Source organism: Rahnella laticis, assembly GCF_015644585.1.
Lineage (GTDB): Bacteria > Pseudomonadota > Gammaproteobacteria > Enterobacterales > Enterobacteriaceae > Rahnella > Rahnella laticis.
In genome coordinates this window covers 174,631-187,287 of record NZ_JADOBI010000008.1, presented here as the reverse complement: position 1 = coordinate 187,287, position 12,657 = coordinate 174,631, and the positions used below count along the sequence as shown (strand labels likewise).

Genomic DNA, 12,657 nt, shown 5'->3' with positions numbered 1-12,657 from the left:
AACATGTCAGCTGATCTTGAGCATCGCGACGTCCAGCTTATTCCGGCGCGCCACGGCAAAGCGGTGCATCTGAAAAAGGGCGAAGCGGTGCAGGTGGTGAATTTACACGGGACGCAGGTGGTCGATTGCTGGGCGTATAACGCGGCGGATGTCAGCGAATATATGTGCATGGAAGCCACGCGGGTGTGGAATCAGCGGCTGAATCCGCAGGTCGGCGACAGCTTTATCACCAGCCAGCGCCACCCGATTCTCACGCTGGTAGCCGACACGTCGCCGGGCGTCCACGACACGTTTATGGCCGCCTGCGACGCACGCCGTTATGAACTGCTCGGCTGCACCGAACCGCACCGCAACTGCCACGACAATCTGTTCGAAGGCATGGCGGAACTCGGCGTACATTTGCCGCACGGCAATCTGGCGTCGTTTAACATCTTCATGAATATTCAGGTTCAGCCCGATGGCCGCACGCTGAAAACCCTGCCGGTTGTCACGCGTCCGGGCGATTACATCATTCTGCGCGCTGAGATGGATTGCTATGTCGCCTTCTCCGCCTGCCCGCAGGATATCGTCAGCATTCAGGGGCAAGGCGATAACACGCCGCGCGACGCTGAACTGCGAATTCTGACAGCGGGATTCCCGCAGGTGAAATTACAGGGAGCGTGGGTACCGGAGGGGGTTTGAGGTATCAAACATTAGGGCAACAATCTGGGTTGCCACCCAAACTGGCTTCAGGCCAAAATCAAGACCTTGGTCTCGCCGCCCAAACTGGCCCAAAGGGCGCGTTAACGCGCGCGCCCTCTGGACACCCACGCTTTTAACTGCGCGCTACCGCTTGCTGGCTATGTTTCAGTAACTTCTGCTATTGCCGCAAAATCCCGCCGCTGCGCGGTTCCCTTCACTCGGGTTTCAAACCGCGCGAAAAGAGTCGCGGTTTTCCACCTCTCCTTTCAGCGTGATTTTTGAAAGCGGCTAGAGGCTATGTAATTCGGAAGATCTGCTTGGGGTTTTTGCCAGTTATTTTTCGGAATACAATTTAATAATTGTATATTTATTTGCACCTCCCCCTGCGAAGGGGGAGGCTGGGAGGGGGTTTTACAACGACTACAAGATATCATTTTTTTGCATCAACTCATTGTAACTTTACTCATGAAGCTTGCATTTCAAATCAGAAGGTTTATTTCTGAATTCATTGAATAAAGATTTGAGGAGATTAATCCCTTTAAAATGACATTGTATTCAGGCGCTGCACAAACCCTCATATATACTCACATAATTAAGAAGAACAGATAATTTTTCAAATCTATACATCATCCATAATGCATGGATTCTTTGCATTATACCCACGCTAGCCACGGGAGTATATTAGCGGGTATTAGAAAGTGCTAAAGAATGGCGATAGAAAGCTTAGAAAAGAATGTAATAACTTACTGTTTAATGGACTAACATGACAGATACTGATGATATAGCAGATCGGATAGCGGAAATTATTTTATCTCCAGAAACTATCACGGGGTTAGTGCATGGTGTACTTACTGTCCCTCTCGATTTCGGGTATCTGGTGTATGGGGTTTTTGATACAGATTCCCGCTACAAACACGAAACCACCAGAATAAGAATGGCTGATGCCATTAAAAATGACATTCTGAATTATGAAAACATAATCAATGCTGTAAGCATGATATTTAATTCATTCAATAAATATCTCTCTGAATCAGAGCAAGATAAAGTGTATCGTAATGTCATCGCTTCAATCATTGGGAGGATGGGAACCAATACAATAATATCGATTATAGCCGCCGCCGTACTGGAGCGAGTTTCTTTTATAACAGCTACTTTTAAATCAAGACCCATAGCCGCGCTGACCGGTGTTCTGCTCATCGGCGGCATGATGGAACGTTCGATACGAACGTCAGAAAGACTGGAGCAACAGAGCCCTGACGTATACAAAACGCTAAGGCTAAGAAATTACGATCTTCTTTATTTCCTGTTCGAAGCCTCTACACAACCCTTCGTTGATGCGATACAAGTTCGCGTTACACAGGGAGCGCCTGCATTCAGAAAAATAATGGAAAAATTGAGGATAAAACTGGATGCATAATAATCAGCCATTTTTTAAAACTGCCAAAATCGTGCTTAACGCATTCAAAAAAATTTTGGCGTTTTTAGTTTACTACGCTCTGGAGTTTTTATATCCCTTGCTGGTAATAATAGGTTCGCTACTGTGCATTATGAAGCTAGAACCATGGCCTGCGAAGTTTATTGGCATGGCTCTTTGGCTAGTCTTTCTATACGGATTATATAATATCATTGATAGGTCTTTCGGGAAAAATTGAAAAACATCACAATTCACTTAAAAAGGTTCTCGCATGTCAAATCCAGTTTATCTTTGGTTAAATGACGAAAATGGTTCTCCAATTGTGGGAGAGTCGTTAGTGACAGGGAGAATTGGCTCAATTGAGATAAAGTCGCTGAGTCATAATATGCATATTCCTGCGGATGCGCACACAGGAAGATTAACAGGCACCCGAGTTCATGAACCGATTACACTACAAAAGGAATTTGACAGAGTAACTCCTTTTCTGTATCGGGCCTTAACGAATGGGTTAACGCTCAAATCAGCAATTCTTAAAATGTATCAAATCATGGATGCCGGGATAGAAAGCGAATACTTCAATATTATTTTGGAAAATATAAAATTAACAGCAATTACTCCGAATCTGTTCCCCGGTGGAATGACAGGAACACATTTAGAAAACATTCAATTACGTTATGAATCAATTACATGGAAACATTGTAACGGTAATATAATACACAAAGATTCTTGGAATGGACATACAACCGTATAGACAAAAAGTTATTCAAAAAAAGATATGGCTACCTCACTCAGATAATCAAAGCCCGGCCATCCATCCGGGCTTTAATATCTGTATTACTACACGTCCCTCCTCGTCCCCTCCAGCCCAACCTTCAGTTCTTCTTTCGACATCAGCACACAATACGTCGGCGTGCCGCGTTCGAAGCGCCAGCCTTCGGAGAGCGAACCGGCATCGACGGCGTCGAAACCAAAGGCATCGTACAAACCGGCCACAAGTTTTTTCGTTTCGGTGTTGTCACCGGCCAGCGGCAGTGCACGGCGTTGCGGGTCTCTGGCGAGTAAGCCTTCGTTTTCAAGATCGGTCATCCGAATCGAGTTAAACGCTTTGGTGATGGTCGCGCCCGGCAGGAAACCGGCGAGATATTCGCTGGTGGTTGTCGTGTGGTTATCCAGTTCGGGCACCTGACCGTCGCGATCAGGGTAGTAATTTACGGCGTCGATAACCTGCTTTCCGGTGAGTTCGGCGGCCGGTAATTGCCCGATGGCGGTCAGCGGCACGGCAATCACCACGATATCACCGAAAATGGCGGCTTCCGTGGCAGTCCCGATTTCACAACCAATCATAGGTTTCAGGCTGAACAATGTCTGCGGCCCGCGTGAATTACTCAGCATCACCTGATGCCCCGCTTTGAGTGCCAGTCTGGCGACTGCGCGGCCGACAAACCCCGCGCCAATAATGCCTATTTTCACGATTTCACCTTTCATTTCGTTGCAGAAAGATAAAGAATAATTCGATACTCAGCGTTGATAAATCGTCGTCTTCGACACAAACAAACAACAAAAAGGAGCGAATCATGGACCGGTTAACCAGCATGAATGTGTTCGTCAGGACGTCCGAACTGGGCTCTTTTGCCGCCGCTGCGGAGGCATTACGGATCTCTCCGCAGATGGTGGCGAAGCACATTGCCCGGCTCGAAACGCGGCTGGGCACCGTGCTGATCAACCGGACCACGCGCCGTCAGCATCTCACCGATATTGGCCGAAGCTATTATGAACGCTGCAAACTGGTGCTGGCCGAGGCGGAAGCCGCCGATGCGATTGCGCTGGAGATGAAAGCCACACCGTCCGGCGTTATCCGCGTGAATGCGCCGGTGACGTTCGGGTCTTCTGCGCTCGCGCCTTTTATTACGCAATATCTGGATAAATTCCCGGAAACGCAGGTCGAGCTGACGCTGACCGACCGGATGGTCGATCCGGTCGAGGAAGGTTATGAGGTGATTTTGCGCATTGGCGAACTCAGCGACGGCCCGATGATTGCCAGCCCGCTGCGGCCCTACCGGCTGATTGCCTGCGCTTCGCCGGGCTATCTGGCGCAACACGGTGTGCCGGATACGCCTGCCAGTCTGGCGCAGCATTCGTGTCTGGTTTACGGGATCTGGCCGCCACAGGATCCGTGCCGCTGGATATTCAGCAAGGACGGAAAAACCCATGAAGTCCACCCCACCGGGCGTTTACGCGCCAATGACTGGCGGGCCTTGTTGCATGCGGCAGTCAAAGGTTACGGCGTGACGCTGGGGCCGGAAGATGTGCTCAATGAGGAAATTACGCAAGGACGGCTGGTGCAGATTTTGCCGGATTACACCGGCCCTTCCCGGCCGATGCATGTTCTGACACCGGCCGGGCTGCGGCAAACTGTGAAAATCCGCTGCTTTATTAATGCGATTAAAGAGGCATTTGGCTGAACCGCGCCTTTACCGCTTTACGAATCCGCCGCGACAAAAGCCGGGGGCTGAAACGCCGTCACATCCGGCAGTGGCACATCCCATCGCTCGATCTCTATCCAGCAACTTTGCGCGGTACACCCCTGACCGAGGCGCGAACTCCCGCGATCTTCTGTCAGAACGTTAGGATTGCCGTGCTTATCGATTGAATCCGGCTGCGTCGGATCCTGCGGGTCATACCAGGCCCCCGTGGACATCTGCACCACGCCGGGACGTAAATCTTCCGTGATATGCACGCCCGCTAAAATCGCCCCGCGATCGTTAAAGACGCGCACGATGCTGCCTTCTGTGATGCCGCGCGCAGCGGCGTCCTGCGGGTGTAACCACAAGGGTTCGCGATCCTGCACTTTGGTACTGCGGCTGACGGCACCGTGATCGTACTGGCTGTGCAGACGCGTGCGTGGCTGGCTGGAAAGCAGATGCAGCGGCCAGCGGGCGCTGAAGGCCTGCTGTTCCTGCGCATCCTGTTCAAACCAGAACGGAAAACCGGGACATTCTTCGTAATCAAAGTCGGCGACGGTCTGCGAAAACAGTTCGATTTTGCCCGATGGCGTGGCGAGTGGCGCGCCTTGCGGGTTATCGCGGAACGCTTTCAGGAAGATCTGCGGTGTGTCCGGGCGGGCATATTCCATTTTTCCCTGCTGCCAGAAATCTTCAAAGTCAGGCAGTTCGATGCCGTCAGCTTCGGCACGCGGACGCGAAATTTCATAGATATGGCGCAGCCATTGTGCCGGGTCGCGCCCTTCGCTGAACTCCTCGCCAAAGCCCATTTTTGCGGCCAGTTCGGCTAAAATTCCGTAGTCACTTTTTGCCTCTGCAAACGGCGGAATATGCTGACGCATGGCAATCATAAAGCCGTCATTGCTGGCGCTGCCGATGTCTTCACGTTCAAGCGATGTCGTCACTGGCAACACGATATCTGCGAATTTCGCCTGCGCCGTCCAGTACTGTTCGTGAACCACGACGGTGTCCGGTTTACGCCAGGCGTTGATCAGCCGGTTGATGTCCTGATGATGGTGAAACGCATTGCCGCCCGCCCAGTACACCACGCGGATATGCGGATACCGGCAATTTTTGCCGTCAAACTGATATTCCGCGCCCGGACTGAGCAGCATGTCGGAAAGCCGTGCAACCGGAATATGTTCGCTCACCGCATTTTTGCCCATCGGCAAACGCGGGCCGGAGAAGGTGCGGCGGTCGGAACCGGCGAGATTGGTCGAGGCATAGGCAAAACCCAGCCCGCCGCCCGGCGTACCGATTTGCCCGAGCAGTGACGCCAGCGCCACCGTCGCCCAGAAGGTCTGTTCGCCCTGCCTTGCCCGCTGCAATGACCACGCGATGTTGATCATCGTGCGCTTTTCCGACATCTCCCGCGCCAGCGCACGGATGCTTTCCGCGCTCATACCGGTCAGGGATTCTGCCCATTCCGGCGTTTTGGCTTTGCCGTCTTTCGCGCCGGTCAGGTAGTCGCGCCAGGTGTCAAATCCGACGGTATGGCTGGCAACAAAACCGGCGTTATAGCGGGATTCGTCGATCAGAACGTAGCTCAGCGCCAGCAGCAGCGCGGTATCGCTGCCCGGTTTGAGGGAGATCCACTGCGCGGATTTCACAGATGACAGATCGTTTTTCACCGGGCTGACGTTGATAAAGCGCGTACCCGTTTGCTCCATGGTCTGGAGCCAGTATTTCAGGGAGTGATCGTTCGCGCCGCCGCCGTTAACCTGTGCATTGCGCCACGGCAGGCCGCCAAAGGCGACAAACAGCTCGCAGTTTCCGGCCAGAACCGACCAGTGCGTGTGTTGTTTTTGCAGGACATCCAGATCGCCGATGATGTGCGGTAACAAACGCTCGGCAGCGGCCAGGCTGTATGTATTGGTGCTGCCGGTGTAGCCGCCAAACTGGTTGAAGAACCGGTGCATCTGGCTTTGTGCGTGATGGAAACGCCCGGCGCTCGACCAGCCGTAGGAACCGGCATAAAACGCGGAATTGCCGTGTTCGGTTTTCACCCGCTGAAGCTCGCCTGCGATAAGCGATAACGCGGTGTCCCAGCTGACTTCCACAAACGGCTCTTTCCCGCGCCCTTCACGTGAGGCCGCGCCGTGTTGTAAATAGCCGAGGCGCACCGCGGGGCGGCGGATACGGCTTTCACCGTCGACGCCACCGACCAGCGACTGGCCGATTTCGGATGGGTTGCGATCCCATTCCACCGGTTTAACAGATTTCAAAACACCGTCATCGGTGGTGACGCGGTACGTCCCCCAGTGCATAACGGCCAGATCGTGATTGTTTTTCATTATTAGCAGGCTTTTATTATTGGCAAAAATTGGCAGGCAAAAACGCACATTAACATGCCGGTAACGTGTTCGCTACGCGATCGGTGTTAATGCTATTTTTATCATAACGTTATGAGGGAGTTGGCTGGGCGTGGGGTGGGGTTTTGGGTCTGCGACCCGAACATCAAGACCTTGGGTTGCCACCCAAACTGGCTTCAGGTCAAAATCAAGACCTTGGGTTGCCACCCAAACTGGCCTTAAGAGGCGCCTGTCGCCGCGCCTCTTAAGAATCTCCGGCTCTTTTACTGCGCGCTATCGCTCGCTGGCTATGTTTCAGTAACTACGGCTAGTGCCGCAAAATCCCGCCGCTGCGCGGTGCCTTCCAGTCGGATTACAAACCGCGCGAAAAAAATACGCGGTTTTCCACCTCTCCTTCCAGCGTGATTTTTGAAAGCGGCCAATGGCTTATCTAAATTCAAATGCAGACTGGTTTTAATCTTCTAAAAAGGTGAACTGGCGCGCTCAAAAATTTTGCTGAATGAGCGTTTCGAGACCTATGGCTCGAAGACCGAAATGAAGGCACCGCGTAGCGGCAAGATTTCGCGCCACGCGTCGGTGCGTCAGAACATGTCCATCGACCCAGCGATAGCGCGTGTTGAAAAGACGTGGAGATTCCAAAGAGGCCCCGTCCTGGGCCTCTTTGGTCGGTTTCGGCGTCAGCCGCTGAGCGATCACTGCAATTGAGAAACCGAAATTTTCTCGGTCAGTCCCACGCTTATGCGCACAGCGCGATGTTTATCCTTTTGAAAACGCCGTCGCCTTCCTCCCCGCCAGGGTGCCAAAGATGATGATATCGGCCACAGCGTTACCGCCAATCCGGTTTGCGCCGTGGATACCGCCCACGACTTCACCGGCGGCCCAGGCGCCCGGGATGATTTGTTTCTGGGCATCCAGAACCGCGGTGTCCGGGTTGATGGTGACGCCGCCCATGGTGTGGTGAACGCCCGGTGCGATGCGGATCGCAAAGAACGGCCCCTGATTGAGCGGGTGACGCAGCGCAGTCGTACGGCCAAAGTCTTCGTCTTTTTTCGCGACCACGAACAGGTTGTAGCGTTCCAGCGTGTCGGCCAGTACCTGAGGATCCATGTTCAGTTTGACGGCCAGTTCCTGCGGTGTCGGCGCGCTGAGCACAAACCCTTTAGCGATGTATTCATCCGCCGCTTTGTTATTTGCCCGCACCTGCTCATCGAAGATAATCCACGCGCTTTTCTCCGGCAGAGCAATAATTTCGGCGGAGACTTTGTCGCGGGTTTCCATTTCATTGTAGAAACGGTGACCCCCCTGACTGACCAGAATCGCCCCGCCGCCGCGAATGGCTTCGGAAATCAGGTACGACGTGGTTTGTTCAACCGTCGGGTGGATCTGGATTTCGCCCATGTCCACGGTATCTGCGCCCAGTTTTTGCAGCATCGCGATGCCGCTGCCGGTGGCGCCTGCGTGGTTGGTCGTCACGAAACCGTCGAGATCCGGACGGTAGCTCACCACCATATTACGGTTGGCGCTGAACCCACCGGTGGCAACGATCACGCTTTTCGCATTCAGGATGCGGGTGTCGTTGTATTCATCGACCACCTGCACGCCGGAGACAGCGCCGTTTTCGAACAGGATTTCCGAAACAGACGTTTCCAGCAGGACTTCGATTTCGCGTTTGTTGATGTTTTTCACCAGACCGCTGATGAGGAATCCGCCCACCGCAGAACGGTCCGCCGGACGGTGCGTGCGGTCGATGCTCATCCCGCCGGTGATGGTGATATCGTTAAGTTCGATCTCTTTCGCCGCCAGCCATTCGATGGCTTCCGGTGCCAGTTCAACAAATTCGCGCAGCAGGACCGGATTGTTTTTAAACTTCCCGCCTTTCAGCGTTTCGTCATAGAACAGGTCTTTGCTGTCTTCGATACCTTTGAGTTTCTGGAAGCGGGTTTCTGCCGCGTTCATCCCGACGGAGGCCTTGATGGTGTTGCCGCCAATGGTTGGCATTTTTTCGATAATCACCACATGCGCGCCGTCGTCGTGTGCCTGAATTGCTGCCGCCAGCCCTGCGCCGCCGCTGCCGATGACCACAACATCAAAGTTTTGCGGTGCCTGCGGGTTGCCGCCTTCATCAATGACGTGTTCTTTGTTCGAGGTCGTCATGGCGCGTGAAACGGCTTTTTTCAGTGCCTCACTCTGCGTGGTTGCGCCGGTAATCGCATCAACGTGCGGGCTGTTGGCAACCAGCATGCGGGTACGCAGGCTTTCAAACGTGGTGGTGAAATCGACGTCCAGCGAGTCGTCTTTGACCAGCTGAATATCGGTAATACGGTCGGTGTCGAGCACCACGTTGATTTTCAGTTTCAGCGCTTCGGCTTCGACTTTCTCCTGATAAACACCGGCCTTATATTTACGGCCAGTGACGCTGGTGTCGCGGATCATGGCGTCGACCAGCGAGAAGCGCCACAGCGGTTCCGGAATATTCAGCTCTTCACGTTTGTGGCTGTCGATGTACAGCTCAAGGTGATCGTTATTGATGATGCGGTCAGCCCAGTCCGGGTACGCGATGCAGGCTTTGCCCACCGCCACAAGATCAAAGCCGTGCTCCAGAGCGCTTTCGGCATCGGATTTATTCACCACACCGCCGACACCAATCACCGGCACTTTGGCCAGCGTCTCAGAACGCATGGCGCGGAATTTCGTGATAAGCGGCGTCGGGTCCTGAGTATCGACAATAGAAGGACGCAGCAGCTGGCCGACGGAGAAATGCACGTAATCCAGCCCGCGCGCGGCGAGTTTTTCCAGCAAGTACATCGTGTCGTCGAAACGGATGCCGGGCACTTCCAGCTCTTCCGGCGAGAAACGGTAGCCGATAATAAAGGAGGCGTCGGCGAAGCGTTTCGCCATTTTATGGGTGATTTCCAGCACTTCCATCGGGAACAGCGCGCGTTTGTCGCGGTCGCCGCCCCATTTATCAGTGCGCTGGTTGGAGTTCGGGGAATAGAACTGCTGAATCAGATACGTGTTCGCGCCGTGAATTTCCACGCCGTCGAATCCGGCTTTAATCGCACGGTTCACGGCATCACCAAATTTGGTGATCATGGTTTCCACTTCTTCGCCGGTCAGTTCTTTCGGTGTGGTAGCACCTTCACGCGGCGCGGCGATAGCACTCGGCGCAACCGGCGTACGGCCACCGATCAGTTCAGGTTCGACCATACGTCCGCCGTGATAAATCTGCAGAATCGCTTTCGACCCTTTGGATTTGATGGCGTCCGCAATTTTTTTCAGGCCGGGAATTTTGTTGTCGCTGTCGATGGCAATCGCGCCCGGAAACGCCGGGCCTAAACGATCAATGAAGCAACACTCAACGATGACGGTCCCGATGCTGCCGGCGCGGTCGCGGTAATATTCCACCAGTTCGCTGGTGACTGTACCGTCGTAAAAGCCCGTACAGGTGGTCATTGGCGCCATGAGCAGGCGGTTTTTCAGCACCGCGCCGTTCGGCAGCGTCAGTGGCTTAAGGACCGGGGTGAGCTTATTCATGTTGATCAACTCCGCAATTTAAAAGTCTTGAATTTTCCGTGGCCGCATTACTTACCGTTAAATTAAGCAATCCGATGCAGGTGATGAATTTAAAAAAATCGGTCTGATTTTCTGTTTACTTTTGTGTTTACTTTTCTGTTTGTGCGAATAAAGAAAAGGGCGATGTGGGTCGTTATAACGTTCGAGGGAACAGGAGTTGTTTATTTACCCGACATTAAACCAAATACCATCTCCAATTGTTATCGAGCGATTGACAAAAATCAACTTTTGATTAACATAAAAAATCTCACCTGATAAATCAGCAGGTTGAGTCTGGAAACTGGATTTTGTGAAATTTTACTCTACATTCTCATTAGCAGGACTTTTTGCCAAAAAATAACCACACAACTTACAGTGGTATTTTATTTAAATAATAATGACTTCGCGGGGTCATGCAGGCTGCAGATTATATTTAGTTTTTAATCATCTCTCACTCAAATCATCATCTTTTTGTAATACGTGACAAGCTTCTGATAAAGAAAAATTCATGGATTTAAGATGTCAAAGTGAAATAGCAAAATGACTTTTTCGAACATGAAATCACGCATGGACAACCAGGGCGTAACGCTCACTTTCAATCACGGGCAGACCAAACTATGAAACCCACAACGACTTTGAATGACCCCAACAAGGCCGCTCCGGCCTCTGCGGGGCAAAAAAAACGTCTGATCATGCTATTCCTGCCAGTTCTGGTAGCAGTGCTGTTGCTGCTGACGCCGGTTCCCGCCGGATTACAACCTTATGCCTGGCATTTCTTCGCCGTCTTCGTCGGGGTGATTGTCGGTCTGATCTTCGAGCCGTTGCCCGGTGCGGTGATCGGCCTGACCGGCGTGGTAGTCATCGCGCTGTTCGGCCAGTGGCTGTTGTTCAGCCCGGCAGAACTGGCAGATCCGAAGTTTAAAATGCCGACCGAAGCCTTTAAATGGGCGGTCAGCGGCTTTGGTAATTCCACGGTCTGGCTGATTTTCGGTGCCTTCATGTTTGCCGCCGGTTATGACAAAACGCAGTTTGGCCGCCGTCTGGCGCTGATTCTGGTGAAATATCTGGGTCGTCGCAGCCTGACGCTCGGTTACGCCATCACCTTCGCCGACCTGTTGCTCGCGCCCTTCACGCCTTCTAACACCGCGCGCAGCGGCGGGACCATTTACCCGATCATCGCCAACCTGCCGCCGCTGTACGGTTCCAAACCGAACGACCCGAGCGCACGTAAAATCGGTTCCTATCTGATGTGGGTGGCGATCACCGCGGCCTGTATCACCAGTTCGATGTTCCTCTCCGCGCTGGCCCCGAACCTGCTGGCGCTGGCACTGGTAAAAAGCATCATCGGTTTCAACATTTCGTGGGGCATGTGGTTCCTCGCCTTCCTGCCGCTGGGCGTGATTCTGATCCTGACCATGCCGCTGCTGGCGTACTGGTTCTATCCGCCGGAAGTCAAAATTAACGATGAAGTGCCGAAATGGGCGAAGGCTGAACTGGAGAAACTGGGCAAGCTGTCGCGTAACGAAATCCTGCTGCTGATCTTCGTGTGTTCCGCCCTGCTGATGTGGATTTTTGCCGCCGCCTGGATTGAACCGGCGCTGGCCGCATTGCTGGTGGTGGTTCTGATGCTGTGGACCGGCGTACTGAACTGGAACGACATTACCAGCAACAAACCGGCCTGGAATACTTTCGCCTGGTTTGCCACGCTGGTCGCGCTGGCGGATGGCCTTGCGCGCGTCGGTTTCATCGCCTGGCTGGGTAAAGAAGGCGGTCAGTTGCTCAACGGTTTCGACCCGCAGGTCGCCGCTGTGATGCTGCTGATTGCGTTCTTCCTGCTGCACTATCTGTTCGCCAGTACCACGGCGCACACCACCGCGCTGTTACCGGCAATGCTGACTATTGCCGCCGCCATTCCGGGCATCAACATGCCGGTTTACTGCCTGATGATGGTGACATCGCTGGGTGTGATGGGGATTATCACGCCGTACGGCACCGGCCCGAGCCCGATTTATTACGGCAGCGGCTATCTGCCAACCAAAGATTACTGGCGTCTGGGCACCATTTTCGGTGCCATCTTCCTCGGCGGGATGATGCTGATTGCCTATCCGTGGATGGTTCTGATGTTCTGATAAACGCCACGGCGTTATAAGCAAAAAGGTGCACATTTGTGCACCTTTTTTATGGGCGGGATCCGTCC

8 protein-coding genes are annotated in these 12,657 nt (G+C 53.2%); 5 read left to right on the top strand and 3 right to left on the bottom strand.

All coding sequences use genetic code 11. From position 1 onward, the window contains the following. The first annotated feature begins 3 nt into the window (after nt 1-3). The 3 genes from IV433_RS18240 (at nt 4) to IV433_RS18230 (ending at nt 2,846) form a co-directional block, all read left to right on the top strand. Nucleotides 4-681 carry a DUF1989 domain-containing protein gene (locus IV433_RS18240; protein ID WP_195815343.1) on the top strand — a complete coding sequence of 226 codons (678 nt, stop codon included), beginning with the start codon at nt 4-6 and terminating at the stop codon, nt 679-681. Between the two features lie 763 nt (nt 682-1,444). Next, a complete protein-coding gene (locus tag IV433_RS18235; protein ID WP_195815342.1) occupies nt 1,445-2,098 on the top strand; it encodes a hypothetical protein in 654 nt (217 codons plus the stop codon). Nucleotides 2,099-2,366: 268 nt separating this feature from the next. Beyond that, on the top strand, nt 2,367-2,846 hold the full coding sequence (locus tag IV433_RS18230; RefSeq protein WP_195815341.1) for an Hcp family type VI secretion system effector: 480 nt from the start codon (nt 2,367-2,369) through the stop codon (nt 2,844-2,846). Nucleotides 2,847-2,932: 86 nt separating this feature from the next. Here the strand turns inward: IV433_RS18230 and IV433_RS18225 are convergent, their stop codons facing one another. Continuing rightward, nucleotides 2,933-3,565 carry an NADPH-dependent F420 reductase gene (locus IV433_RS18225; protein WP_195815340.1) on the bottom strand — a complete coding sequence of 211 codons (633 nt, stop codon included), beginning with the start codon at nt 3,563-3,565 and terminating at the stop codon, nt 2,933-2,935. Nucleotides 3,566-3,669: 104 nt separating this feature from the next. On the opposite strand from IV433_RS18225, the gene IV433_RS18220 reads away from it, so the two are divergent. Beyond that, complete coding sequence (locus tag IV433_RS18220) at nt 3,670-4,557, top strand: LysR family transcriptional regulator (RefSeq protein ID WP_195815339.1); 888 nt, start codon at nt 3,670-3,672, stop codon at nt 4,555-4,557. A 17-nt stretch (nt 4,558-4,574) separates the two neighbouring features. On the opposite strand, the gene IV433_RS18215 is transcribed toward IV433_RS18220, so the two are convergent. Both IV433_RS18215 and IV433_RS18210 read right to left on the bottom strand, forming a co-directional pair. After that, complete coding sequence (locus tag IV433_RS18215; RefSeq protein ID WP_195815338.1) at nt 4,575-6,890, bottom strand: molybdopterin-dependent oxidoreductase; 2,316 nt, start codon at nt 6,888-6,890, stop codon at nt 4,575-4,577. Between the two features lie 774 nt (nt 6,891-7,664). Continuing rightward, nucleotides 7,665-10,442 (bottom strand): flavocytochrome c, encoded by a 2,778-nt coding sequence (locus IV433_RS18210; RefSeq protein WP_195815337.1) that lies wholly within the window; start codon nt 10,440-10,442, stop codon nt 7,665-7,667. Nucleotides 10,443-11,077: 635 nt separating this feature from the next. Between IV433_RS18210 and IV433_RS18205 the strand changes: the two genes are divergently transcribed. Further along, nucleotides 11,078-12,589, top strand: a complete 1,512-nt coding sequence (locus tag IV433_RS18205) for an anion permease (RefSeq protein WP_152327167.1) — start codon at nt 11,078-11,080, stop codon at nt 12,587-12,589. Nucleotides 12,590-12,657: the final 68 nt, after the last annotated feature.